This window comes from Hanstruepera neustonica (assembly GCF_002895005.1).
Taxonomy (GTDB): domain Bacteria; phylum Bacteroidota; class Bacteroidia; order Flavobacteriales; family Flavobacteriaceae; genus Hanstruepera; species Hanstruepera neustonica.
The window spans coordinates 108,564-133,057 of record NZ_POWF01000003.1; the positions used below are offsets into that span (position 1 = coordinate 108,564).

At 35.5% G+C, this 24,494-nt stretch carries 23 protein-coding genes; 9 read left to right on the forward strand and 14 right to left on the reverse strand.

Annotation, left to right across the window (positions count from 1 at the left end):
- Positions 1 to 28 precede the first annotated feature (28 nt).
- Positions 29 to 1,219, reverse strand: coding sequence for an ADP-forming succinate--CoA ligase subunit beta (gene sucC, locus C1T31_RS07415; protein WP_103051861.1), 1,191 nt, complete (start codon positions 1,217 to 1,219; stop codon positions 29 to 31).
- A gap of 178 nt (positions 1,220 to 1,397) precedes the next feature.
- Between sucC and lysA the strand changes: the two genes are divergently transcribed.
- From lysA to C1T31_RS07450, 6 genes are all read left to right on the forward strand, one after another.
- The gene (lysA, locus tag C1T31_RS07420; protein ID WP_103051862.1) at positions 1,398 to 2,603 is read left to right on the forward strand and encodes a diaminopimelate decarboxylase; all 1,206 of its coding nucleotides are present in this window, start codon (positions 1,398 to 1,400) and stop codon (positions 2,601 to 2,603) included.
- A gap of 90 nt (positions 2,604 to 2,693) precedes the next feature.
- Positions 2,694 to 3,779 carry an aromatic ring-hydroxylating oxygenase subunit alpha gene (locus C1T31_RS07425; protein WP_103051863.1) on the forward strand — a complete coding sequence of 362 codons (1,086 nt, stop codon included), beginning with the start codon at positions 2,694 to 2,696 and terminating at the stop codon, positions 3,777 to 3,779.
- Between the two features lies 1 nt (position 3,780).
- The gene (locus C1T31_RS07430) at positions 3,781 to 4,293 is read left to right on the forward strand and encodes an SRPBCC family protein (protein ID WP_103051864.1); all 513 of its coding nucleotides are present in this window, start codon (positions 3,781 to 3,783) and stop codon (positions 4,291 to 4,293) included.
- Between the two features lie 245 nt (positions 4,294 to 4,538).
- On the forward strand, positions 4,539 to 5,576 hold the full coding sequence (locus tag C1T31_RS07440) for a hypothetical protein (protein WP_103051866.1): 1,038 nt from the start codon (positions 4,539 to 4,541) through the stop codon (positions 5,574 to 5,576).
- Between the two features lie 2 nt (positions 5,577 to 5,578).
- Positions 5,579 to 6,994 (forward strand): MBOAT family O-acyltransferase, encoded by a 1,416-nt coding sequence (locus C1T31_RS07445; RefSeq protein ID WP_103051867.1) that lies wholly within the window; start codon positions 5,579 to 5,581, stop codon positions 6,992 to 6,994.
- Positions 6,995 to 7,005: 11 nt separating this feature from the next.
- Complete coding sequence (locus C1T31_RS07450; RefSeq protein ID WP_103051868.1) at positions 7,006 to 8,742, forward strand: amidohydrolase family protein; 1,737 nt, start codon at positions 7,006 to 7,008, stop codon at positions 8,740 to 8,742.
- Between the two features lie 217 nt (positions 8,743 to 8,959).
- On the opposite strand, the gene C1T31_RS07455 is transcribed toward C1T31_RS07450, so the two are convergent.
- From C1T31_RS07455 to C1T31_RS07500, 10 genes are all read right to left on the reverse strand, one after another.
- Positions 8,960 to 9,535 carry a hypothetical protein gene (locus tag C1T31_RS07455; RefSeq protein ID WP_103051869.1) on the reverse strand — a complete coding sequence of 192 codons (576 nt, stop codon included), beginning with the start codon at positions 9,533 to 9,535 and terminating at the stop codon, positions 8,960 to 8,962.
- Positions 9,532 to 10,236, reverse strand: a complete 705-nt coding sequence (locus C1T31_RS07460; protein ID WP_103051870.1) for a T9SS type A sorting domain-containing protein — start codon at positions 10,234 to 10,236, stop codon at positions 9,532 to 9,534. The genes C1T31_RS07455 and C1T31_RS07460 overlap by 4 nt, the downstream gene beginning before the upstream one ends.
- Before the next feature lie 4 nt (positions 10,237 to 10,240).
- Entirely contained in the window at positions 10,241 to 11,644 is a 1,404-nt protein-coding gene (locus C1T31_RS07465; RefSeq protein WP_103051871.1) for a M20/M25/M40 family metallo-hydrolase, read from the reverse strand.
- A gap of 71 nt (positions 11,645 to 11,715) precedes the next feature.
- Positions 11,716 to 12,594: a PPK2 family polyphosphate kinase gene (locus tag C1T31_RS07470; protein ID WP_103051872.1), complete on the reverse strand. Its 879-nt coding sequence runs from the start codon at positions 12,592 to 12,594 to the stop codon at positions 11,716 to 11,718.
- Between the two features lie 136 nt (positions 12,595 to 12,730).
- Positions 12,731 to 13,894 (reverse strand): sigma-54-dependent transcriptional regulator, encoded by a 1,164-nt coding sequence (locus C1T31_RS07475; RefSeq protein ID WP_103051873.1) that lies wholly within the window; start codon positions 13,892 to 13,894, stop codon positions 12,731 to 12,733.
- A gap of 6 nt (positions 13,895 to 13,900) precedes the next feature.
- Entirely contained in the window at positions 13,901 to 14,788 is an 888-nt protein-coding gene (locus C1T31_RS07480) for a mechanosensitive ion channel family protein (protein ID WP_103051874.1), read from the reverse strand.
- Between the two features lie 6 nt (positions 14,789 to 14,794).
- Positions 14,795 to 16,108 carry an ABC transporter permease gene (locus C1T31_RS07485; RefSeq protein ID WP_103051875.1) on the reverse strand — a complete coding sequence of 438 codons (1,314 nt, stop codon included), beginning with the start codon at positions 16,106 to 16,108 and terminating at the stop codon, positions 14,795 to 14,797.
- Positions 16,109 to 16,110: 2 nt separating this feature from the next.
- Positions 16,111 to 17,037: an ABC transporter ATP-binding protein gene (locus C1T31_RS07490; protein ID WP_103051876.1), complete on the reverse strand. Its 927-nt coding sequence runs from the start codon at positions 17,035 to 17,037 to the stop codon at positions 16,111 to 16,113.
- Between the two features lie 296 nt (positions 17,038 to 17,333).
- The gene (dnaJ, locus tag C1T31_RS07495) at positions 17,334 to 18,458 is read right to left on the reverse strand and encodes a molecular chaperone DnaJ (protein ID WP_103051877.1); all 1,125 of its coding nucleotides are present in this window, start codon (positions 18,456 to 18,458) and stop codon (positions 17,334 to 17,336) included.
- A 4-nt stretch (positions 18,459 to 18,462) separates the two neighbouring features.
- A complete protein-coding gene (locus C1T31_RS07500) occupies positions 18,463 to 18,990 on the reverse strand; it encodes a nucleotide exchange factor GrpE (protein ID WP_103051878.1) in 528 nt (175 codons plus the stop codon).
- 157 nt (positions 18,991 to 19,147) lie between these two features.
- On the opposite strand from C1T31_RS07500, the gene C1T31_RS07505 reads away from it, so the two are divergent.
- Positions 19,148 to 19,807, forward strand: coding sequence for a YceI family protein (locus C1T31_RS07505; protein WP_103051879.1), 660 nt, complete (start codon positions 19,148 to 19,150; stop codon positions 19,805 to 19,807).
- A 139-nt stretch (positions 19,808 to 19,946) separates the two neighbouring features.
- On the opposite strand, the gene C1T31_RS07510 is transcribed toward C1T31_RS07505, so the two are convergent.
- The 3 genes from C1T31_RS07510 to C1T31_RS07520 form a co-directional block, all read right to left on the reverse strand.
- Complete coding sequence (locus C1T31_RS07510; RefSeq protein ID WP_103051880.1) at positions 19,947 to 20,951, reverse strand: hypothetical protein; 1,005 nt, start codon at positions 20,949 to 20,951, stop codon at positions 19,947 to 19,949.
- A gap of 158 nt (positions 20,952 to 21,109) precedes the next feature.
- Positions 21,110 to 21,523: a hypothetical protein gene (locus C1T31_RS07515; protein WP_103051881.1), complete on the reverse strand. Its 414-nt coding sequence runs from the start codon at positions 21,521 to 21,523 to the stop codon at positions 21,110 to 21,112.
- Complete coding sequence (locus C1T31_RS07520; protein ID WP_103051993.1) at positions 21,504 to 22,094, reverse strand: RNA polymerase sigma factor; 591 nt, start codon at positions 22,092 to 22,094, stop codon at positions 21,504 to 21,506. The genes C1T31_RS07515 and C1T31_RS07520 overlap by 20 nt, the downstream gene beginning before the upstream one ends.
- A gap of 139 nt (positions 22,095 to 22,233) precedes the next feature.
- Between C1T31_RS07520 and C1T31_RS07525 the strand changes: the two genes are divergently transcribed.
- Both C1T31_RS07525 and C1T31_RS07530 read left to right on the forward strand, forming a co-directional pair.
- Complete coding sequence (locus tag C1T31_RS07525) at positions 22,234 to 22,581, forward strand: DUF6249 domain-containing protein (protein WP_103051882.1); 348 nt, start codon at positions 22,234 to 22,236, stop codon at positions 22,579 to 22,581.
- Positions 22,582 to 22,699: 118 nt separating this feature from the next.
- Complete coding sequence (locus C1T31_RS07530; protein ID WP_103051883.1) at positions 22,700 to 24,493, forward strand: DUF885 domain-containing protein; 1,794 nt, start codon at positions 22,700 to 22,702, stop codon at positions 24,491 to 24,493.
- Position 24,494: the final 1 nt, after the last annotated feature.

The following is a 24,494-nucleotide window of genomic DNA, read 5'->3' on the forward strand; positions in this document are numbered from 1 at the left end:
TTTAATATTTATAATATTATTTCCTGTTTTAAGAAAGGACTTGCTGTACTTTATCAGCTGCTTCCTGAAATTCAGTGGCACTCATAACATCTAATCCAGAGTTATCTATTAACTCTTTCGCTATATCGGCATTGGTACCCTGCAAGCGTACAATAATTGGCACATTTATCGTTCCCATATTCTTATAGGCATCAATAACACCCTGTGCTACACGATCACAACGCACAATACCTCCAAAGATATTGATTAAGATAGCCTTAACATTAGGATCCTTTAAAATGATCTTAAAGGCAGCTTCTACTCTGGCAGCATCAGCAGTTCCTCCAACATCTAAAAAGTTGGCTGGTTCACCACCTGCTTGCTTGATTAAATCCATAGTAGCCATAGCCAATCCAGCTCCATTAACCATACAACCAACATTACCATCTAAATCTACATAGTTTAAGCCAACTTCTTTAGCTTCAACCTCAATCGGGTTTTCTTCACGTAAGTCTCTTAAATCGGTGTAATCTTTATGTCTGTAAAGCGCATTGTCGTCAATGGTTACTTTAGCATCAACAGCCATAATTTTGTTATCACTAGTTTTTAAAACTGGGTTGATTTCAAATAGAGATGAATCTGATTTTACATAAGCGGTGTAAAGCGCCGTAACAAACTTGGTCATTTCCTTAAATGCGGTTCCACTCAAACCTAGGTTAAAAGCAACTCGTCTCGCTTGAAAAGGCATCAAACCAACAGCAGGATCAATTTCTTCTGTAAATATCAAATGAGGCGTTTCTTCTGCAACGGTTTCAATATCCATACCGCCTTCTGTAGAATACATGATCATGTTACGCCCGGTGCCTCTATTCAACAATACTGACATATAGAACTCACTCGTTTCACTTTCACCAGGATAGTAAACATCTTCAGCAATTAAAACCTGATGAACACGTTTACCTTCAGCAGAAGTTTGAGGTGTCACTAAATTCATCCCAATGATTTGTCCAGCAATTTCTTCTACTTCTTTTAAGTTTTTGGCCAACTTAACACCACCTCCTTTACCACGTCCGCCAGCATGAACCTGTGCTTTTATAACATGCCAACCTGTGCCTGTTTCATCGGTTAATTGTTTGGCCGCAGCAACAGCTTCTTGAGGACTTTGCGCAACAATTCCGCGTTGAATACGCACACCAAAACTATTTAATATTTCTTTTCCTTGATATTCGTGTAAGTTCATCTTGTAATCAAAATTTAAAGTGGCACAAAAGTAATCATACTAATACTTTTTACCAATAAATTTTAGCGGAAGTATTTATTTGCTTTTTAATTGGCCGAAATTTGATATAAATACCCTTATATTCTATAGCCTGAAATGAAATACTTTTTAGTTTTGCAAAATCTAAAAATTTAATAAAATGCATTCAAACACCTTATTAGAAATTGCATCGGAATATGGAAGTCCGGTTTATGTTTATGACTCTGAAAAAATGGCCTCCCAATATAAACGTTTAACAAATGCTTTTAATAAGGTGAAACAGGTGAAGATTAACTACGCCGTGAAGGCGTTATCCAATATTTCTGTTCTTAAACTTATGAACTCATTGGGTTCAGGATTGGATACGGTTTCTATCCAAGAGGTAAAACTAGGGTTGGTTGCTGGTTTTTCACCTGAAAACATTATTTACACCCCTAATGGTGTATCGCTTGAGGAAATAGAACTTGCTGCCAATTTAGGAGTTCAAATTAATATTGATAACCTATCTATATTAGAACAATTTGGTACAAAATATCCAAAAACACCTGTTTGCATTCGCATTAACCCACACGTTATGGCTGGCGGAAACACGAATATTTCCGTTGGGCACATTGATAGTAAATTTGGCATTTCCATCCATCAAATACCTCATATTTTAAGGATTGTTGAAAATACCCATATGACCATTAATGGAATTCATATGCACACGGGAAGTGATATTTTGGATATTGATGTGTTTTTATATGCCAGTGAAATCCTTTTTGAAACAGCCAAAAACTTTAAAAATCTTGAATTTATAGATTTTGGGTCAGGATTTAAAGTGCCGTATAAAGAAGGTGATATTGAGACCAATATTGAAGAGTTTGGCAAAAAATTGAGCAAGCGTTTTACTGCGTTTTGTGAAGAATATGGTAAAGAACTCACCTTGGCTTTTGAACCTGGAAAATTTCTAGTGAGTGAAGCTGGTTATTTTTTAACTAAAGTTAACGTGGTCAAACAAACAACCTCAACAGTTTTCGCTCAAGTGGATTCGGGTTTTAACCACCTCATCCGACCTATGCTATACGGTTCACAACATGAAATTATTAATATTTCAAATCCCGATGGACGCGAGCGCTTTTATTCGGTTGTAGGGTATATTTGTGAAACAGATACTTTCGCTAACAATAGACGAATTAGTGAAATTACAGAAGGTGATATTTTGGCATTTAAAAATGCTGGAGCCTATTGTTATTCTATGGCGTCTAACTATAATTCCCGATACAGACCTGCCGAGGTTTTATGGCTGAAGGGCAAGCCACATTTGATACGCAAGCGTGAAACTTTTGATGATATCATTAAAAACCAAATAGAAATAACATTATAAGAACATTTGTCCATTGGACGAATTAAAGAATATAGATTTGCTCATGTTCTGAAATTACTGTAATTTTTGTGACCATAAATTTCGGTATCCATGAGCAAAAAATTCTTTGTAGATCCTGATATAAAAGTTGCAGAGACATTGCCTGCTGATTTTTATAGAAGCCAAAACGTTTTCGAGGACATTAAGGAAAAGGTTTTTGTCAAAACTTGGCAATTCATTGGTGACGAAAATTTAGTCCCATTCAATCAAACAGTTCATCCATTTATTCTTCTGGATAATTACATTACCGAACCCTTGGTGTTATCTCGAGATGAGGAAGACAGTATCAAATGCTTCAGCAATGTCTGTACCCACCGAGGCAACATTGTTGTTAACAATCCTGGGAAGATGAAACAGCTGCGGTGCATGTATCATGGTCGCCGTTTTGGATTGGATGGAACCTTTAAATCCATGCCCGAGTTTGAAGAAGCCGAAAACTTCCCGAGACCTTGTGATAGTTTACGTGAGTTTTTGGTGAGAACATTGGGACCTTTTGTATTTGTGGGCTTAAACCCATCTTTTGATTTGGATGATGTATTGAGCGTTATGATAGAACGTATTGGTTTTTTACCATTGCATCAGTTTAAATGGGATACTGGTTCTAGTAAAGATTATTTGGTTAATTGTCATTGGGCGTTATATTGTGATAATTATTTGGAAGGATTTCATATTCCTTTTGTTCATGACGACCTAAATAGTGTTCTGGACTATGGTAATTATACTACTGAAATCTACACCCATTGTAATTTACAAATAGGCTATGCTAATGAAGGTGAAGAGGTTTTTGACCTACCACAATATCATAAAGATTATGGCGAAAACATTGCCGCTTATTATTATTGGATTTTCCCGAATATGATGTTTAATTTTTATCCTTGGGGCTTGTCTATTAATGTGGTTAAACCTATTAGCCTGAACAAAACCAAAGTATCCTTTATTACTTACGTTTATGACGAAACGAAACTGAATAAAGGTGCTGGTGCACTTTTGGATAAAGTAGAACGCGAAGACGAGTTTGTAGTTGAAGGCGTCCACAAAGGTGTTCAATCGCGCTATTATAACACAGGTCGTTTTTCGCCAACTCGTGAAAAAGGGGTTCATCATTTTCATGGTTTGCTTGCTAAATATTTAAAATAGTATGGAAAAACTTCAATGGCATTCGTTTGAAAAGAAGATTTACATAAAATCTACCGTTGAAAAACTTTATGAATTATGGGCTTCCGAAAAGGGTATCACCTCTTGGTTCTTAAGTCAAGCAAAGTTTAAGGATAAAAACGGAAACTTAAAAGATAAAACAGAATTCGTTCAAAATAGAGATACTTATACTTGGCATTGGCATAATTGGGATGGTGAAGCCAATGGAACCATATTGCAGGCCAATGGCAAAGATTATTTGGAATTTACTTTCGAAGGTTCTAAAGTCTCTATAAAATTGGAAGAAAAAAATGGAGTTGTCATTGTTATTTTAAAACAGTTTGAAATTCCAGAAGATGACGAAAGTAAATTGCGTATTCATTTTGGGTGTAGCAACGGATGGACTTTTTGGCTCACAAACTTAAAGGCATTCGTTGAACATGGCATTTTGCTCAATGAAACTGAAATTAATTTAAAGGAAAATGAACTTTCAGGCTATGTGTTTGTAAATATGTAACCTAACCTTTTTTTTACTATCTTTAAAATCTCCTCAAGTCTTTTTAATAGCATATAAAAGACTCGTATATATGAAATCAACCAAAATTTTTGCGCCCTGGGCTGCAATAAATTTGACTTCAAATCACTATTCTAAACCTACAGCTTATTTCCTATCCATAAGATTTGCCATCTGTACAACAGATAATGCATACATCTCCTACTTTTCTAATTTACTAAAAACACTTTTAACCAACCAAAAACCATATGAACCTTAAACTTTCATTCTTTGTTACGCTAATCTTAAGTCTTGTGGCAATAGTATCTTGGGAATGTTATTGGCGCTATCAAGGGCTTGAACCTAATATTGACGACAATAAAAACCTTTGGGCCAATCAGCGTGCTAAACTGGAGAATTTTCAAGCAAACACAGCCATTTTTATAGGCTCATCTAGAATCCTATATGACATTCAATTAGATGTTTGGGAAACTGATACAAATACTAAACCTATCATGTTAGCCGTTCAAGGGGCTTCACCTATACCTGTTTTTAAAGACATAGTTGAAAAAACCAATTACAATGGCTTGTTGGTAGTTGGTGTCACACCAGGGTTGTTTTTTTCAACCCTTTTTCCTGAAGCCTCGCCCATAAAACGACCGCAGTCACTCGTCGATTATTATTACAATAGAACATACGCTCAAAGGCTTAATCATAAACTATCCGTGCCACTTCAAAAACATTTAGCCTTCTACAGGGATGGTGATGAAAGTTGGGATAGTGATGTTGACCTTAAAACATTATTGAACAAAATTCAATTAAAGGAACGATCTGAACCCTTTTATCCACCATTCAATAATTTTGAAGAAATCACTTTAGAGCGACATATGAAAATGCCTGAACGCATGATAACGGATACGGCCTATGCCAACACCGTCAAGGAAGTCTGGAAAACACTTTTAGGTGGTGATTTTCCACCTCCTGAAAGGGAAGCAACAACAAATGCTTTTGTGGAGCTGGCAAAAAAATTCAAGGATAAAGGGGGTCAATTGGTTTTAGTTAGATGTCCTTCCTCCGGCCTTTTTAAAGAGGCGGAAAGCAAAGGTTTTTCAAGAGATCTATTTTGGGATGAATTGGTCAAAAAAGCAGATGTCAAAAGTTATCATTACATGGATTATGAACAATTTGGCAACCTAAATCTGCCAGAATGGTCTCATCTCTCAACTGAAGATGCCAGATTTTTCACAGCCGAACTTATCAAAATCATGAAAGAAGACGGTATTTCGTTTAACTCTAAAACCAACTAATTATGCTGTTTAATTCATTAAGTTTTATGGTGTTTTTGGTAATCGTTTTAGCACTCTATTACTCAAAACTATTTAGTTGGAACAATAAAAAGCGAATGCTTTTATTGGCTAGTTATATATTTTATGGACTTTGGAATCCACCATTGGTCATTTTGCTTTGGATTTCAACTGTGGTTGATTGGACTGCTGGTAAAAAATTGGCAATAGAAGAAAATCAACGAAAGCGAAAAATGTGGTTACTGTTAAGCATGATTGTAAACCTTGGATTTCTAGCTTTCTTTAAATACGGGAATTTCCTTTTGGAAAACTTTACGAGTTGTTTGTATGCCATTGGTGTTGAATTTCAAGCACAACCTATGGATATTATTCTACCTATGGGAATCTCATTTTATACATTCCAAACCATGTCATATACCATAGATATGTATAATCGAAAAATTGAGCCTGCCAGAACATTTTTGGATTTCGCACTTTATGTCACCTTCTTCCCACAACTGGTAGCAGGTCCAATTGTTAGAGCCAAAGATTTGATAACCCAATTTTATGAGGAGAAAAAAGCAAGTGCCAATCAATTTTTTTGGGGAACCTTTCTATTAACAATAGGATTGTTTCAAAAAATAGTTTTGGCCGATACGCTCCTTGCTGAAACTTCTGATACAGTATTTGGGTCCAAAGATGTTTTACACAGTTTGGATGCCTGGACGGGAACTTTGGCTTTTTCTGGACAGATATTCTTTGATTTTGCAGGGTATTCAACTTGCGCTATTGGTATAGCACTTATGCTAGGTATTATTTTACCTGATAATTTTAAGTATCCCTATGCTGCTATTGGTTTTTCTGATTTATGGAAGCGATGGCACATTTCACTTTCTACCTGGCTCAGAGATTACCTTTATATTCCATTGGGAGGCAACCGAAATGGAATAATCAGAATGTATGTGGCTTTGATGCTAACCATGCTTTTGGGCGGATTATGGCATGGTGCTGCATGGACTTTCGTCATTTGGGGAGCCCTTCACGGCATATACTTGGTAGTTGAAAGATTATTAAAAAGTAAGATTAAAATCAAAATAACAGCCTACAACGGAATCTTCCTAGCTCTCTTGACCTATATGCTGGTAAATGTGACATGGGTATTTTTTAGAGCTAGGGAATTTGTGACTGCCAAAAATATGATTGCATCTATGTTCTTTATGAATACCGAGGGCACTAAAGTTTTACAATCATTTGATATTATTAAAGTATTAGTTGTTATCTTAATACTTTTTACAAGCCACTGGATTATGAGAAATACCTCTATGAAGGCTGTTTCTAAAAAATCAAATCCAATTTTGTTTGGAGTGTTTTGGGCTATTTTGGTTTTCCTAATTGTTATTGCCCAAGGCAGTGGCGAACAATTTATTTATTTTCAATTTTAAAAAACCACTTCATGAAAAAATCACTTTTACGTTTATGTTTATTTCTTATATCAACTACTGTTTTTTCACAAATCTATATCACAAATGTTACCATTATAGATGTTGAGAATCAAAAATTAATTCCCAGTCAAACTGTTGAAATTACAGGTAATAAAATTTCAAATATCCAATCCAGCAAAAAAGTGAAAATCCAAGAATCATCCACAATTATTGATGGCACCAATAAATTTTTAGCGCCTGGTTTGGTTGATGCTCATGTTCATTTCTCTCAAAGTGGTGGTTTATATACAAGACCAGATGTCATTGACCTAAAAAATGAATTGTCTTATGAAACAGAAATAGCTTGGACACATGATAACATGGAAGATGTTTTAAGACGATATCTTAAAAATGGTATTACTAATGTTATTGATGTGGGTTCTACCTTTAACTTTTTAAAGCAACGTAAAGATTTTGAAAATTCAGACCACTCACCAATCATAAACATGACTGGGCCATTACTCACTACTTATGAACCAGCAGCATTTAAAGGATTAGAGAATGATAACCCGTTTATCTTGGTCAAAACTGAAGAAGAGGGTATAAAAATGGTTCAAAAAGAACTAAAACACAATCCCGATTTTATTAAAATTTGGTATATCGTAGGAGCGGATGGTTTAGATATAGAAACCAGTGCACGTAAAAATCTACCAATTATTAAAGCCATAATAGAAGAATCACATAAAAACAATTTAAAGGTCGCTGTTCATGCTACACAGCGTATTACAGCACAACTAGCAGTTGAAAATGGCGCTGATTTTTTGGTTCATAGTGTTGATGACGAGTTAATAACAACTGAATTCGCTAACCTTCTTAAAAAGAATAACATTATTTTATGTCCTACGCTTATAGTGCATGACAGGTATTTGAAAACATTTGCTCAAGATTATAGCTTTGACAATCATGAATTAATGGAATCCAATCCTTATCAATTGGGTTCTTTAATGGATTTATCACATATAGACAATAAGGAATTGGTTGACGGATATAAAACTATGGCCAGTTCACAACAATCGAAAACCCGGTCTGAAAACATGAACTCCAACATGATGACCAATCTAAAAACATTAGTTGATGCCGGTGTTACAATTGCTACAGGAACTGATGCTGGAAACATAGGGACTATGCATGCTTCATCATACCAAGCAGAAGTTTTAGCCATGAAAGAAAGCGGTATGACCAATTGGCAAATTATAGAAGCTTCTACCATAAATGGTGCAAAGGTATTAGGTCACGAAAACAATCTTGGTTCTGTAAGTGTTGGCAAACAAGCAAACTTGATACTTTTAGATAAAAACCCCATTGAAAACATAAATAATTTAACGACTATTGACCAAGTTATTAATAAAGGCCAGGTATTTAAGGTAGATTCAATTGTTGAAGACACACCTGAAGTATTAGCACAAAGGCAATTAAATGCTTATAACTCAAGGAACATTGATGCTTTTTTAGAGCCTTATGCTGATGACGTTGAAGTTTATAATTTCCCTGATAAATTATTATTTAAAGGAAAAGATGCCATGCGCTCTGGTTATGAAGCTATGTTTGAAAACACGCCTAATTTACATTGCGAGTTAGAAAACAGAATTGTTCAAGGCAATGTGGTTATTGATGAAGAACGTGTTCGGTTTGGAGACAGATTCATGGAAGCCACAGCCATTTATCACATTGAAAAAGGAAAAATCAAAAAAGTTTATTTCGTCAATTAATGCAATTTCTTTCTTGTCATAATTATTAGTTAAAGCGCTCCTTATATGCTTTCAGATATGCTAAAGCCCGTATCTTTGTAGCAAATAATTGTTATGGACGGTTTTAGTATAGTTATGGCATTTGCAATTATCCTGTTTGCAAGATTGGGAATGCGGCTGATAACTAAATATTTTGAAATGAAGCGTGAGGAAAAGGAAGAAAAACAGTCTTAAATAGTTACTCTCTTAATTTCCCTGTAAAAACGCTGGCCTTTGAATTAAAGGGGTTCCCAGAAGATCTTCTTAAAAGCACAACCTGTCCACAATGCCAAACAGCATCCTCAATAGGTCCATTAATTTGATTCCAAAATGGAAATTCCCGATCGCTGAAAATAAGTTTGTATTGACTAATATCATCGCTATTTCTTAAAATATCGGCTGCAGTTTTAAAATTCATCAACGTGGCTTTTCGCATGTTTTCAAAACTCATAGCTAATTCATCATTTTGACTATTATCTTTCTTTAGCGTCGCATTCACAATAACTTTAGACAGTCCATAAATATGCTCGATGGTTTCCATAGAGGAACGCGCATCATCATTAGGTTTAAAATTCAAATCCTCTGTTCTTAAACTCTCTGTTGCCCAATAATACCGAAAACCTAAACCATCAATCGCTCTTGCCGCTACAGTTCCAGCCGTAAAGGATTCAGGGTATTCAGGAATTTCGTAGTAAGGTAGTTGATTGTCATTGGTCTGCGAGATAGCACTCATGAAGATGAAGAAAAAACATGTGCCTATTATATTTTTTATCATTGTTTTATAATTTTAGTGGTTTTTGATTTAAAGCCATCTCCTTCAAAAACAAAAAAGTAAATACCCTTGTCAAGAGATTCAACATTGATAATTGAATTTTGGTCACCTTCAAGCATTTCAGAAAACATTAATCGACCCTGTAAGTTATACACATTAACCTTGAGGTCTTTAATAGTATTTATCTTCTCTACGGTCAATTTATTAATCATTGGATTCGGGTAAGTTTTTATTTTGGATGATTTAAACTCCATAACATTAAGCCTAACACTACCATAGATAGCTTGATCTCCATTTGAAGCAGTAATAATAAGCGTACTCATACCAGAATCATTGGTGATTTCATAGGTAAATGGATCAGATTGATTACTGCCATAAAAATTAAAATATGATGACTCGTAAACATTGTTTTCGGTTAGATTACAATTAATTAAGGTAATTCCAATCCCAATAAATGTGAACGTAGATTCGGCATCATCAAAATTAAGCGTACCGAAAAAATCATTACAAACTACGGAATGAAAATCTTGTCCATCAAAAAAATCTAATGTAATATCCGTAACTTCAACATTCACAGGAGGAATGTGATCCTCTCCATTTACAATCACATTATATAAATACCAAGTGTTATCATCTAATTGTGGGTCTTGGGCAAAACTCTTGACCGAAATAAAACATATGAATATGAGTAATAGTTTTTTCATGCCATCAGTCTTTTATTTTTTCATTGTTAGAAATTGGTGATATGCCGTATTTATCAATCAAATACACCAAACTGGTCATAGTAGCAGCTCCTAATTCCAGCTCACGTTTGTTCACATGCTCAAAGGTGTCATTGGCAGCATGATGATGATCAAAATAACGTTGTGAATCCGGACGCAAACCAGCACAAACATTGGTTTCGGTCTTTAACGGACCAACATCGGCTCCACTGCCACCTTGCTCAAAATAGTGTATTAAATACGGCTTAAATAATGATTTCCAGCTTTCAATTTTATTAAAGACGGCATCAGAACAATCAAAACTAAAACCACGAGGCGTAAAACCGCCAGCATCACTTTCTAATGAAAAAATATGATTCTCTCCTTTTTGCTTGGCTACTTCAGCATATTTTGTGGCACCTCTTAAGCCATTTTCTTCGTTCATAAACAAAACGACTCGGATACTTCGCTTTGGCTTTATGCCACTTTCCTTTAACAAGCGTAACACATCCATGGACTGCACACAACCAGCACCATCATCATGAGAACCATCTCCCAAATCCCAGGAATCCAAGTGTCCACCAACAATTATGTATTCATTTGGATATTCGCTTCCCGTTATTTCGCCGATGACATTATAAGATTGTACTTCTTTAAGCTGTTGACAGGTTTGATTGAAAAAGAATTTTAAGTTTTTATCTAAAGCCAACATGCTACTTAATTTTTCAGCATCATTGGTGCTGATTGCAGCCGAAGGAATACGTTGTGAATTAGGTAAGTCGCCATAACTCATACTCCCTGTGTGAGGTAAATCGTCTAAACGTAAATTCATAGATCGCACAATTACACCTACAGCACCCAATTTTCCAGCTTCCATAGCTCCAGAATATCGTTGATTGACACAACCTCCATATGCTTCAAACGTTTGGATTAAATCGGCTTGCATAGGTCGGTTAAAGAATACGATTTTGCCACTTACCTTTTCCTTACCCATGGCTTTTAATTCATCAAAATCCTGAACCTCAATTACGGGCGCTTTAATTCCTCCAAACGGTGTTGCAATAGAACCTCCCAGCGCACAAATGTTCACGGTAGTAGTCACACCTGTATTCGATTCAATAAAAGCATATTCTTTCGTTCCACGAACCCATTTAGGAACCATTACTGGTTGCAACCAAACTTTATCAAGTCCTAATTTTTCAAGTTCTTCTTTAGTGTATTGAACCGCTTTTTCAGCATTGAGTGAACCCGAAAGCCTGCCTCCTATTTGATTGGATAAATAATCAAGCCATTCATAGCTTTTACCATTGGTCAATGACGTAGTATAAATAGTTCTTAAAGTCTCTGTATCTGATTGTGCTTGAATATTGGCTGCCAGCAATAAAAGCATCAGCCCAAGAAATTGCTTCATGAATTTTAATTTATAATTATGAAATAAAGATAGGCTTTCTAGTAGACATCAATTCTAAAAGAAACCTTAATTTATTCGTTTTGCAGTTGCGTTCTGTAAATTTCAATATTAGCTTTCACTTCATCATCCAATTCAGGCTCTTTGATATCCTTATAGGTTTTCAAGGTGTCCAATAGAACTCTGGCGACTATATATCGAGCTGTCGCTTTATCATCTGCTGGTATGGTATACCAAGGCGCATGCGGTTTAGATGTTCTATTTATGGCATCTTCATAACATTCTTGATAGGCATCCCAAAGCTCACGTTCTTTTAAATCTGATGGTGAAAACTTCCAATTTTTATTAGGTTTATCCAATCTTCTCAACAACCTATTTTTTTGTTCATCTTTGGATAGATGTAGGAAGAACTTAAAAATAATGGTGCCGTTTTCAGCAATGTGCTTTTCAAAATCATTAATCTGCCGAAATCGTTTTTCCCAGAATTCGTCATTTATATCATCCAATGAGTTTACATGAGGCAGGTGTTCTCCCAAAATATATTCCGGATGTACCCGAGTTACCAATACATTTTCATAATGGGTTCTATTAAAGACACCGAACTTCCCTCGAGCGGGAAGGGCTATATAATGTCTCCAAAGGTAATCATGTTTCAACTCCAATTCGGTAGGAACCTTAAAACTATGCACGACCACACCTCTAGCGTTAAGATCTTTAAAAACTTCACGAATCAAACTATCCTTGCCAGCAGTATCAGTACCTTGAATACAAATTAATACGGCATATTTACCATGAGCATACATGGCGTTTTGAATTTTGCCTAATTTTTTACAGACATCCTCCAATCCATCTTCTATTTTCTTTTCCGAAGCATCCAAATCAAAAGATGTTGGTAGGTTTTTTATTTTAACAGGGGTCTCAATTTTAAACTCTTGAATATTGATATCTTTCATAAATGCATTTTAATGGTTCATAAATATAATAATTCTGAAATCTATAATTAAATACCCTTGTTAGGGCATCAATCGAATGATATTTTAAAAATAAAAAGCACCTATTTTAGGTGCTTAATGAGTGAATTATAATAACTTATTTAGAAGCAAACATCTTAACATCTGCTTCACTGACTTCTTTGCCTCCGAGGATAATTAACCGTTCAACCACATTTCGTAACTCTCTAATATTACCCGTCCAATCATACTCTTGTAACAACTTGATTGCTTTATCAGAAAAAGATTTTTTAACTGTTCCTTGCTCTTGAGCTATTTTATCGGAAAAATGCTCAACCAACAACGGAATATCCTCTCGCCTGTCGTTTAATGCTGGGACCTTAATCAAAATAACAGCCAACCTGTGATATAAATCCTCACGGAAATTTCCGTCTTCAATTTCTTTCTTTAGGTTTTTGTTTGTGGCAGCAACGACCCGAACGTCAACTTTTATGTCCTTATCATTTCCAACGCGCTGTATTTTGTTTTCTTGTAAAGCTCTTAAAACTTTGGCCTGAGCGGATAAGCTCATATCTCCAATTTCATCTAAAAAGATTGTGCCGCCATTTGCCGCTTCAAACTTTCCTGCACGATCTTTAACAGCACTCGTAAAAGCACCTTTCACATGACCAAACAACTCACTTTCAATCAATTCAGCTGGAATTGCAGCACAGTTAACTTCAATGAGTGGTCCCTTTGAACGTTCACTTTTTTGATGTAACCAATGAGCAACCAACTCCTTACCTGTACCATTAGGCCCTGTTATTAAAACACGTGCATCTGTCAAGGCCACCTTGTCTATCATTTCTTTGATTTGATTGATAGCATCACTCGCTCCAATCATCTCATAGTTTTTACTGACCTTTTTCTTGAGCATCTTGTTCTCTACAACAAGTTCCTTTCTGTCTAAAGCAATGCGGACAGTATTCAACAAACGATTTAAATCGGGTGGTTTTGAGATATAGTCAAAAGCACCCAAGCGCATCGTATTGACGGCTGTATCCAAATCGCCGTGACCAGAAATCATCACGATTGGTATTTCAGGTTTTATCTTTTTAACGGCTTCCAGAACTTCAACACCGTCCATTTTGGGCATCTTAATATCACACAAGACCAAATCATAATCCTCTTTTTTTATAGCCTCAACTCCTTGGAGGCCATCTTCAGCTTCCTCAACTTGATAGGTATCACTTTCTTCTGATAATATTTTAACTAACACACGACGAATAGCCGCTTCATCTTCTATTACTAATATTTTAGGCATTGTTTTTTATTTCTTATTTTCAATAATATGAATGTCCCTTTGTGGAAATGGTATGGTAACATTATTTTCCCTGAACAATCTATCTATTTCAAAACGAATATCACTTCTTGGAAATTGTGCTTTAAAACTGTCATTAATTGTAAAAATGACTTTAAAATTTAAGGAACTGTCTCCAAAATCCGTAAATAAAACAGTAGGTTCGGGATAGTCAATAACATCTTTATGGGAACTTGCCGCTTGCAATAACAATTTCTTTACCAACTGTACATCACTACCATAAGCAACGCCCACGGTAACACTTTCTCGAGTTGACACGCCATTTTGAGTCCAGTTGTACAGGCTATTTGTTAAATATAAATGGTTTGGTATAATAAGTACTTTATTGTCTATGGTTACCGCTCTGGTTGTTCGTAATTTAATTTCTTCAACACGACCCACCTTGTCTTCAATCTCAATAATATCACCAACATGAACGGATTGATCAATCAAAATAAAGACACCTGAAATAATATCTTGGAACAAGGTTTGCAATGCCAAACCAATACCGATCAATAATGCTGCCGAAGCTGCAAATATGGCTGTAACATTAACACCTACCGAATCAAATACAATCAATAAAACAACCAAATAGACTACCCACCTTGCAAAAGAAAAAACTGTATTAAACTTGGCTTTATCATCTTTAGGCAAATTCCTTGTAAACAAACGTTTAACAATATTTAATACAACCGTTGTCACCAAATAGATGACAACAACCAATAGGATAAGACCGATTGTTATTTTAATGGTTTTATCCTCATTGACGTAAAGTACTGTTCCTAAAAAGTCAACAAAAGTTTCCCAAATGGAACTTTCTTTTACAATATCCTCTATATCGGTTAGTTGATTTTGCATAGTCTATCAATATTTAATCCACTTTATAAGTTCTTTGTAGCTTGGTTTTTTTCCATACATTAAAATTCCAACTCTATAAATTTTTGCAGCAAACCAAACTGTAAACATAAATGTTCCCAACAATAGTAACAAAGACAACAATTGTTGCCAAATAGGAACTCCAAATGGTATCCGCATAAGCATGACCACAGGTGAGGTAAACGGAATAAAGGAAAATACCGTTGAAACTGTTCCATGTGGATCTTCGATTACTGTAAAAATACCAATATAAACAGCCAAAATCAAAGGCATCAGAATAGGTAACAAAAACTGTTGTGTATCAGTTTCATTATCAACAGCTGCCCCAATAGCAGCATATAATGAACTGTAAAGCAAATACCCGCCTATAAAAAATAGAATGAATGCAAAAATCAAGTTGGTAATCGGTAAATTATTAAAAGCCACAATGATATTTTGCATTTCCATAGTCATGTTATTATTATTCATAGCCTGATTCATCAATTCTTCTCTAGGCAATTGAGATTGCATGAGATCCAAACCAAAAACAGCTGATACAATGGATAGCAATACACCACCCAGCAGGATCCAAATAACAAATTGAGTAATTCCTGCCAATGACGTACCTATAATCTTTCCCAACATGAGTTGAACGGGTTTTACCGAAGAAATAATAACTTCAATAATCCTGCTCGTTTTTTCTTCAATAATACTTCTCATAATCATATTACCATAAATTATGATAAACATAAAGAGTAAGTAACCAGCAGCACCACCGAATGCCAATTTCATAATGCTGTCAATCTTTGACGTTTTCTCGCCAGCAAAACTCTCCTGCTCAATATCAACTCTCACTTTCGCTGACTGGATCTTCTTGATATCAACGCCAACAGCTTCCAATTTTAAATCGGTTAAACGTTTTTCCAATTTACCCTCTAAATCAGAAATTAGGGTTATTGAAGGTGATTCTTCAGAATAGAACTTAATGTGTTTTGCTATGTCACTAATATCAAGTTGTTTTTCAACATATAAAAGTCCATAGTTTTCTTGTTCCTTAACTATGTCCATGGCATCATTGAGGGACACATTTTCTAAAACAGTGTACGTGATATTATCGGAATCTTCGAATATGGAACTGATTTTACCTGATTCATCCAAAATAGAAATATGTCGCTTTGAATTATTGTTTAATTGCGACAAATAAGCAACTACTGCTATTAAAGCAATCATGATAACTGGGCTCAAAATAGTCATAATCAAAAAAGACTTATTCTTAACCTTGGTTAAATACTCGCGCTTTATTATAAGTGGTAAATGATTCATGCTTAATGATTCTTGACTGCTTGAATAAATATATCATTGGCTGATGGCACCAATTCAACGAAATGAGAAACTTCTCCTTTTGAAGTTAAGTAACTTAATAAATCGTTGGGCGATAAATTATCAGTTAACTTGACCTTTAGTTTTAACTCATCACCTATAGTTCTAAAATCTGCAGGCGAAACCACAAACTTATCAGCAATTTCCTTTTGAAGACTGCTGTCATCATTGGTTCTAATACCTATTTCAAATGTATTGGTCTTAAACTGCTTTTTTATGTCGATTAGTTTTCCATCAAGAATTTTATTGGATTGATGAATTAATGCAATATGATCACATAATTCTTCAACGGACTCCATGCGATGTGTTGAAAAAATAACAGTGGCACCTTCATTTTTTAATCTCAAGATTTCATCCTTGATTAAATTAGCATTAATAGGGTCAAATCCAGAGAACGGCTCATCAAAAATCAATAGTTTTGGGTTATGTAAAACAGTTACCACAAACTGAATCTTTTGGGCCATACCTTTAGATAGCTCCTGAATTTTCTTATTCCACCAATCACCTATCTCCAATCTGTCAAACCAATACTTCAATCGTACTTTGGCCTCACTTTTACTCAAACCCTTTAATTGTGCCAAATACAATGCTTGCTCACCAACTTTCATAGATTTATACAAACCTCTTTCTTCAGGCAAATAGCCTATATCCCTGACATGGTGTGGCTGTAATGGCTCATTATCCAAAATCACGTGGCCACTATCGGGCATAGTGATTTGATTAATAACTCGAATAAGGGTTGTTTTACCAGCACCATTTGGTCCTAACAGACCAAAAATACTTCCTTTTGGAACAGCTATAGAAACGTTGTTTAAGGCTGTAAAGTGTCCAAATTTTTTGGAAACAGCATGCGCTTCCAATAAGTTTTCCATACTGGTTTTATTATGATTTAGTTGGATGTAAATATATTAAATGTAAGCCGCAAACTAAATTTATTTATCTTTTAATTGGGCTCTAAAAAAACAAAACCCATCCTAAAAAATTAATTAAAGGATGGGAAAAAATTGCTATGAAAAAGAAAAATTACCACTATTATTAAATAGTGATGAATCAAATATAGTATTATTTTCTGATATAGAGGCCAAAAGCTAAAAAATATCTTTAATAAAAATCTTACAGATATTCTTTAGATAATTGAATTACAGATGTTTTGGACTCAATAATTATTTTATGAAAACATATCTTTCACCTTTTCAAAGAATGATTTATCACCACTTTCAGGTTTTGGATCAAAATGATCATCCTCACGCATAGCTTCAAAAAATTCCTTTTGCTGCTTATTCAATGTTTTTGGTGTCCAGACATTTACATGGACCAATAAATCGCCTTTACCATAGCCGTTTATGGAAGGTATTCCTTTTCCTCTTAACCTTAATATTTTTCCTGATTGTACACCTGCTTCAATTTTAATACGCACTTTTCCAGTAACCGTATCTATTTCTTTAGAAGTACCTAAAACAGCATCTGGAAAGCTGATATATAAATCATAATGTAAGTTGTCACCTTCTCTTTGAAGCGTTTCATGAGTTTCTTCTTCAATAGCTACCAATAAATCTCCAGAAATTCCATTTCCTGGGGCTTCATTCCCTTTTCCAGTAACTTTTAACTGCATACCATCAACCACACCTGCAGGAATTTTTATAGAAACCGTTTCTTCCTTAACAATCATGCCTTGAGCATCTGCATCATGAGGTTTTTTATCGATAGTTTGGCCAGCACCGCCACAAGTATTACAGGTTGTAGCCGTTTGCATACGACCTAATATGGTATTTGTAACGCGCATAACTTGACCAGAACCATTACAGGTTGGACAGGTTTTATAGGTTGTTCCTGAAGCTTGAACTTTACGTCTTACTTTCACCTTCTTCTCAACACTATTGGCAATTTCTTCCAAAGACAGTTTCACACGAATTCTTAAGTTACTCCCTTTTACACGACGTTGACCGCCACCAAAGCCACCGCCAAACCCAGAGAATCCGCCGCCACCAAAAGCTCCACCAAAAATATCGCCGAACTGACTAAAAATATCATCCATATTCATGCCGCCACCACCAAAGCCACCAGCACCTTCAAAGGCTTGGTGACCAAATTGGTCGTAACGCGATTTTTTATCAGCATTACTCAACACTTCATATGCTTCTGCAGCTTCTTTAAATTTAGCTTCAGCTTCCTTATCATCTGGATTTTTATCCGGATGATATTTTAAAGCCAGTTTTCGGTAAGCTTTTTTAATGTCTGCTGGGCTAGCACTTTTATCAACACCTAATACTTCGTAAAAATCTCTTTTTGCCATGTCCTTATTGTCCTATAACTACTTTTGGAAATCTGATTATTTTGTCTCCTAATTGATAACCTTTTTCAACAACATCAATAATTTTACCTTTTAAATCATCTGTTGGTGCTGGAATTTGTGTAATGGCTTCATGCACATCAGCATTAAAATCATCCCCACTTGTTACAGTCAAAGGCTTCAAACCTTTTTGTTCCAGAGTATTCATCAATTTTTGGTAAATTAATAGTACGCCTTTACGAAGTTCTTCGGCTTCCTTGTCCTCTTCAATATGGGTTAAGGCGCGCTCAAAATCATCTAAAACAGGCAACATGGCCAACATAACATCCTCACTGGCTGTTTTAAACAAGTCTATACGCTCTTTGGCTGTACGTCTTTTATAATTTTCAAATTCCGCAAACAATCGCAGAAATTTATCCTTTTCTTGCTCTAATGATTCTGTAAGCTTTTCTTCAACGGTTGATTCATCCTTCTGCAATACTTGCTCTTCAACCTGCTCTGAAGATTCTACTTCTTTATTATCTTTTTTGCTCATTGCTTTACAATCAATTATTTTAACATAAAAACGATGGCAAAAGTACTGCCATTATGATTAAAATGTCAAAATGTCACCAATTATTTTTTAAGTTTTTTTTAAACAAATCTTACTAACAAATGATTATTTTTGTTGCTTAACACTAAAAGAAATTATTATGACAAAAAGATTTTTGACCTTTGCAGGTATCGCTGTATTCGCACTTGCATTAACCAATTGTAAAGATAAAGCCAAAGAAGCTGAAACAACAGCTGCTGAAGAAACTGCGGAAATGACGGCTGTTTCAACAAAATATTTAGCTGATGCTGCCAATTCTACTATTATGTGGAAAGGATTTAAGCCAACTGGCACGCACACAGGTACTATTTCTATCGAAAATGGTGTTTTGACCATGAAAGGTGATGCTATAGAAAGCGGTACATTCTTAATAGACATGAATTCTATTACAGTAACTGATATTCCAGCAGAAAAAGAAGGAAATGCTAAATTGACTGGTCACTTAAAAAGTGATGACTTTTTTCATGTAGAACAATATCCTTCTTCAGCATTTACAGTTACTGGTTTTGAAATGAAGGACGGAAAAGGGATGCTTTCAGGAAACTTAAAAATGAAGGATGCTGAAAATAACATTACGATTCCTGTTACCATCACTGAAAATGGTGACACGGTTACTTTAACCAGTGAAACGTTTACAATTGACCGTTCTAAATGGAATGTAAAATATGGTTCTAAATCCTTCTTCGATGATTTAGGTGACAAGTTTATCAATGATGAATTTGAATTACAAATTACATTGGTTGCTAACAAAGAATCTTAAAAAATAAAGAGCTTGAATTTAAAAGCCGCTTCACATGAAGCGGCTTTTTTTATAATAGAAAACCTTTTGCTTCTTAACACAAAAGGTTTTCAGTTTAGTGTTGTTACGCCCTAACGTAACGATTTCAATTAATAGCCCACTAAAAATCTGTTGTAAGAGCACTTGCTCCCGGAAAGTCATAACTATGGGTTGGCTCACAGTTACAATTATCCATTGGTATATCAAACACCAAGAATTTTTGTTGTGCGCGTTCTGCTACATAAATAGCTCCCTCTTGAGCACGCACAACAACATCAACTGGATTACCCAATTGCGTTAAATCACCTGCAATGCGAATCTGATCAGACAAACTAATAGTCCCACCATCGCCTGCTTGCATAAATTTATTTTTAAAATCGGTTATAACCACCAATGCACCATCATCAGGCGAACCCGCTGATCCAATATCTGTCAATACCATGATATCTGATGATTCATCATAATTCAATCCGTGTGTACGCACCAACCCTTCTATAGCCACTTCACTGGTTGCAGGTAAATCACCGCTTGGCGCATTGTGGAAGTTTTCAAAATAAGCCAATACGTTTGAGACATCTTCTATAGCCCAAAGATCTTTACCTGTAGATTGGATTCCCCAAACTTCAAAACCAACATCATAATTTCTAAAATCACTGATCTGTCTGGTGTTAACGTGGTAACTCGATAACCTGCCTGGTGTTACATCATCTACAACAACCACTTTGTTATTGTAATAGGTAGCTTCACGGCCGTTTGTAAATGAAGTCGGCCCCATAGCTGTTGGCATGACCATATCACCTGTCATGGCGTTACTAATATTGGATATAGCTACCAATCTTGAATCGCTTCTATTAACATGATAAATCGCATCGCGGCTACCATCATATACAACGCCGTCAGCATCAGCATAAGGGAGTCCAATCATTTTAGAGGACCCATTTTCAATGTTGAATATTCCCAACATCCCTGACGTGTTTGAGGAGACATACACGGAAGAACCCGTTTTTGAAGCTTTTTTGAGACTTGATATGTTGGAAGGTTGATTTGTGGCGTCAATCGATTCCGTTTCGCAACCAGTTGCAAAACATAGCATTATGGCACAGGCCAATAGAGATACTTTTTTCATAATGTTTGGTTTTAGGATTAATAATTAATCTGGCAACAAGTACCATTGCCAACACTTACGAAAAAACTTTTGGGAGGGTTTTAAAAAATGTATTATTTTTTTCAATAAAGCTTAATAACCCTATTTTTAAAGGGATTCAAAGCTTTATAAAACTAAATTTAAACTTCAAAACGCTTATCAAAATGGTTTTTTAATAACGGAATTTGGACAAAAAGCATCAATCCAAAGAACAAGATTGAATACAACACCGTTTTGGATACACTCATTGAAAATAGGCTTTCCATAAATTTAAAGTTAAATAGCTTATTGAAATTTATTGTCTGTAACCAACCGGACTCTTGAGAAGATGCATTAGTAAAAATGAGATACACAATCAAGATAAAAGCTAAACAAATACCAATCCAGCCTTGTTTTGATATTAATGGTTTGTATTCAGTTATATGATTAGATGAAATACCATGTACACTTTGCATTACGGAATCCGTGAAATTGAAAGACGGTTTTTCAACGGTGCTTTCTTTCATTAACTTGTCCGTTACTTGCTCTATCTTTTTATCTAAATGCTTTTCCATACGATTCAATGATTTCTGGTTCTAATTGCTGGCTGAAAATAACCGCCAGCTTTTTACGGCTTCTGAATAATTTCACTTTAACATTATTAGCTGCCAGACCCGTAATTTTTGATATTTCTTCTAATGACTGCTCCTCAAAATAATACAAGGTCAATAAAAAACTATCCTCACTGGGCAATAATTGCAAACAGTTCTGAATGGCCTGCGCTCTTTCTTCCTGTTCCATCCTATCCAGCGCATTATCAATTGTTTTGATATGACGCTCGGTAAACACATCAATAGGAATATGAGTCTGACTCCGTTTATGTTTCTTAATTCGATCTAAACAGGTATTATAAGCAACCCTATAAACCCATGTTGAAAATTTAGAATCCCCTTTAAACTTACTTAGGGATTTGTAAATTTTAATAAACGAGTCTTGAGACACCTCTTCCGCTTCCTCTCGATTCTTCAGCATTCTTAATGCCAAGGTGAACACCATATCTTTATAATTATCAACCAATACAGCAAAGGCATTGGTATTACCTGCTATAATGTCATTGATTACAGTCTGTTCGTTGTTGGTGGTCATCTGTTTTTTAGACGACATCTCATGTGTAGCGGTTACATCAAAAAATGAAAAATAATTTAAAAAAGTTGTAACCATAAATTACAAGTTGTCGTCATAAGCTATGAACACATTAAAAGTAATCAATTAAAAACAAACACTTATGGGATCAGAATTAATAATAATACCGGTTATTTTCGGGGCAGTATTTGGAGTATTTTACTTATACTTCTCTACTAGAAACAAAGAACGCTTGGCTCTAATAGAAAAAGGTGCCGATGCCAGTATCTTCATGAAAGGTAAGCAGCATACGGCGCCAATCTGGAAAGTCATTATCTTAAACTTGGCTTTACTGTTAATGGGCATTGGATTGGGAACCTTTATTGCCTCCTTACTGGATAATTACACCACTTTGGATAGCGATGCTATATATCCTGCTACCATTTTCTTTACAGCTGGAGTGGGATTATTTATCGGTTTCAACATGACCAAAAATTTGGACAAAGACTAACCAATTACAATTAAACACTCCTTGAAGCTACAGTCATTTAGATTGTAGCTTTTTTTTTGCTATAGATTGAATAATAGAATGTGTATCTTTAGCTTTCAAATTTTGATTTTAATACTTTATGAGAACCCTTTTAACCTTTTGTTGCCTCCTTTTTGTTTTAACATCTTGCAAGGAAGAAAAAACTACAGAAAACACCGAAACAACCATGACCATGCCAAATGAAGCTTTTGATACCTTATTGGACAACTATTACGAAGATGGATTGAAATTAAACCCAGTGAGTGCAACCTATGCTGGAGATAATCGTTATAATGACCAATATCCCAATACCCTATCTGACGAACATATTTTAAAGCGCAAAAACTATTACAGTCAATACTTGAATGACCTCATGGCATTTCCAGACAGCACCTTGACTGATAGTCAAAAAATGTCTAAAGCTATTTTAAAATGGGAAGTTGAAATTGCCTTGGAAGATTTTAAATTCAAACAGCGTGAACTGGTGCCAATCGATCAAATGTGGTCCCCTCATCTTTCTGTGGGTCAATTAGCAAGTGGTGCAGGTGCACAACCTTTTGAAACAGTTGAAGATTATTACAATTGGTTAAAGCGTTTGGATGGTTACACCGAGTGGCTACAATCCGTTAAAAGTAATATGGAAAAAGGGATTGCCGAAGGTTATGTATTACCAAAATCATTAATTGTCAAAGTATTGCCACAAATAGAATCTGGTGCTTCAGAAGATATTGAAAACCACCTATTCTACTCACCTATCAAAAATATGCCAGATAGTTTTAGCGACGAAGACAAAACAACACTAAAAGAAGCTTATACAGCCAAACTGAATGACAAAATTATTCCTGCTTACAAAAGTCTTTATGATTTCTTAAAAACGGATTATCTCCCTGCTGGTCGGGAATCCTCTGGAATTGACGATACGCCTTATGGAACGGCCTATTACAACCACATGATTAAGTTGTTTACGACCACCAATATGACAGCCGATGAAATCCACAAACTTGGTTTAAGTGAGGTAGCGCGTATTTCAGCGGAAATGGAAAAAGTGAAGGAACAAGTTGGTTTTGAAGGCGATTTAAAAGCGTTTTTTGATTTTGTTAGAAATAACAAGGAATTGATGCCGTTTACCGAGCCTCAACAGGTTATTGACAATTTCAATGCGATTCATGAAACCATGAAACCACAGATAGAAAAATTGTTTGACGTCAAACCGAAAACACCTTTTGAAGTCCGTCGTACCGAGGCTTTCCGTGAAGCTTCCGCTAGTGCGGAATACAATCAAGGGTCATTGGATGGCACCAGACCGGGTATTTTTTATGTACCTATTCCAGATGTGACGGCTTACAATACCTTTAGTGATGAAGCCTTATTCCTGCATGAAGCTATTCCAGGCCATCATTACCAAATTTCGTTGCAACAAGAAGATACCGATTTACCAGAATTCAGAAAAACCCTGTGGTACAGTGCCTATGGCGAAGGGTGGGCTTTATACTCAGAATCACTAGGTAAAGAACTGGGTTTATACACCGATCCGTATCAATATTTTGGAATGCTCGGTATGGAAATGCATCGTGCTATTCGTTTGGTGGTTGACACAGGCATGCATACCAAAGGCTGGACACGTGAACAAGCCATTCAATATTCGTTGGATCATGAAGCGGAAGGTGAAGCCAGTATCATTTCTGAAATTGAACGCTATATGGCTATGCCAGGGCAAGCACTATCCTATAAAATCGGTCAATTAAAAATTAGAGAACTACGTGCCAAAGCCGAAAAGGAATTAGGCACTAAATTTGATATTAGTCAGTTTCATAACGAAGTCCTGGAGCCTGGTTGCGTGCCTTTAGCACTATTGGAAGACAAAATCAATGCGTGGATTTCGGCAAACAAATAAT

What these genes read in the sequence shown, in the direction of transcription:
- C1T31_RS07485 (WP_103051875.1), bottom strand. Translation starts at nt 16,108, where the DNA reads ATGAATCATTTACCACTTATAATAAAGCGCGAGTATTTAACCAAGGTT.
- C1T31_RS07440 (WP_103051866.1), top strand. Translation starts at nt 4,539, where the DNA reads ATGAACCTTAAACTTTCATTCTTTGTTACGCTAATCTTAAGTCTTGTG.
- dnaJ (WP_103051877.1), bottom strand. Translation starts at nt 18,458, where the DNA reads ATGGCAAAAAGAGATTTTTACGAAGTATTAGGTGTTGATAAAAGTGCT.
- C1T31_RS07510 (WP_103051880.1), bottom strand. Translation starts at nt 20,951, where the DNA reads ATGAAAAAAGTATCTCTATTGGCCTGTGCCATAATGCTATGTTTTGCA.
- C1T31_RS07445 (WP_103051867.1), top strand. Translation starts at nt 5,579, where the DNA reads ATGCTGTTTAATTCATTAAGTTTTATGGTGTTTTTGGTAATCGTTTTA.
- C1T31_RS07520 (WP_103051993.1), bottom strand. Translation starts at nt 22,094, where the DNA reads ATGACCACCAACAACGAACAGACTGTAATCAATGACATTATAGCAGGT.
- sucC (WP_103051861.1), bottom strand. Translation starts at nt 1,219, where the DNA reads ATGAACTTACACGAATATCAAGGAAAAGAAATATTAAATAGTTTTGGT.
- C1T31_RS07470 (WP_103051872.1), bottom strand. Translation starts at nt 12,594, where the DNA reads ATGAAAGATATCAATATTCAAGAGTTTAAAATTGAGACCCCTGTTAAA.
- C1T31_RS07455 (WP_103051869.1), bottom strand. Translation starts at nt 9,535, where the DNA reads ATGATAAAAAATATAATAGGCACATGTTTTTTCTTCATCTTCATGAGT.
- C1T31_RS07480 (WP_103051874.1), bottom strand. Translation starts at nt 14,788, where the DNA reads ATGCAAAATCAACTAACCGATATAGAGGATATTGTAAAAGAAAGTTCC.
- C1T31_RS07475 (WP_103051873.1), bottom strand. Translation starts at nt 13,894, where the DNA reads ATGCCTAAAATATTAGTAATAGAAGATGAAGCGGCTATTCGTCGTGTG.
- C1T31_RS07450 (WP_103051868.1), top strand. Translation starts at nt 7,006, where the DNA reads ATGAAAAAATCACTTTTACGTTTATGTTTATTTCTTATATCAACTACT.
- C1T31_RS07515 (WP_103051881.1), bottom strand. Translation starts at nt 21,523, where the DNA reads ATGGAAAAGCATTTAGATAAAAAGATAGAGCAAGTAACGGACAAGTTA.
- C1T31_RS07525 (WP_103051882.1), top strand. Translation starts at nt 22,234, where the DNA reads ATGGGATCAGAATTAATAATAATACCGGTTATTTTCGGGGCAGTATTT.
- C1T31_RS07530 (WP_103051883.1), top strand. Translation starts at nt 22,700, where the DNA reads ATGAGAACCCTTTTAACCTTTTGTTGCCTCCTTTTTGTTTTAACATCT.
- C1T31_RS07465 (WP_103051871.1), bottom strand. Translation starts at nt 11,644, where the DNA reads ATGAAGCAATTTCTTGGGCTGATGCTTTTATTGCTGGCAGCCAATATT.
- C1T31_RS07505 (WP_103051879.1), top strand. Translation starts at nt 19,148, where the DNA reads ATGACAAAAAGATTTTTGACCTTTGCAGGTATCGCTGTATTCGCACTT.
- lysA (WP_103051862.1), top strand. Translation starts at nt 1,398, where the DNA reads ATGCATTCAAACACCTTATTAGAAATTGCATCGGAATATGGAAGTCCG.
- C1T31_RS07500 (WP_103051878.1), bottom strand. Translation starts at nt 18,990, where the DNA reads ATGAGCAAAAAAGATAATAAAGAAGTAGAATCTTCAGAGCAGGTTGAA.
- C1T31_RS07460 (WP_103051870.1), bottom strand. Translation starts at nt 10,236, where the DNA reads ATGAAAAAACTATTACTCATATTCATATGTTTTATTTCGGTCAAGAGT.
- C1T31_RS07425 (WP_103051863.1), top strand. Translation starts at nt 2,694, where the DNA reads ATGAGCAAAAAATTCTTTGTAGATCCTGATATAAAAGTTGCAGAGACA.
- C1T31_RS07490 (WP_103051876.1), bottom strand. Translation starts at nt 17,037, where the DNA reads ATGGAAAACTTATTGGAAGCGCATGCTGTTTCCAAAAAATTTGGACAC.
- C1T31_RS07430 (WP_103051864.1), top strand. Translation starts at nt 3,781, where the DNA reads ATGGAAAAACTTCAATGGCATTCGTTTGAAAAGAAGATTTACATAAAA.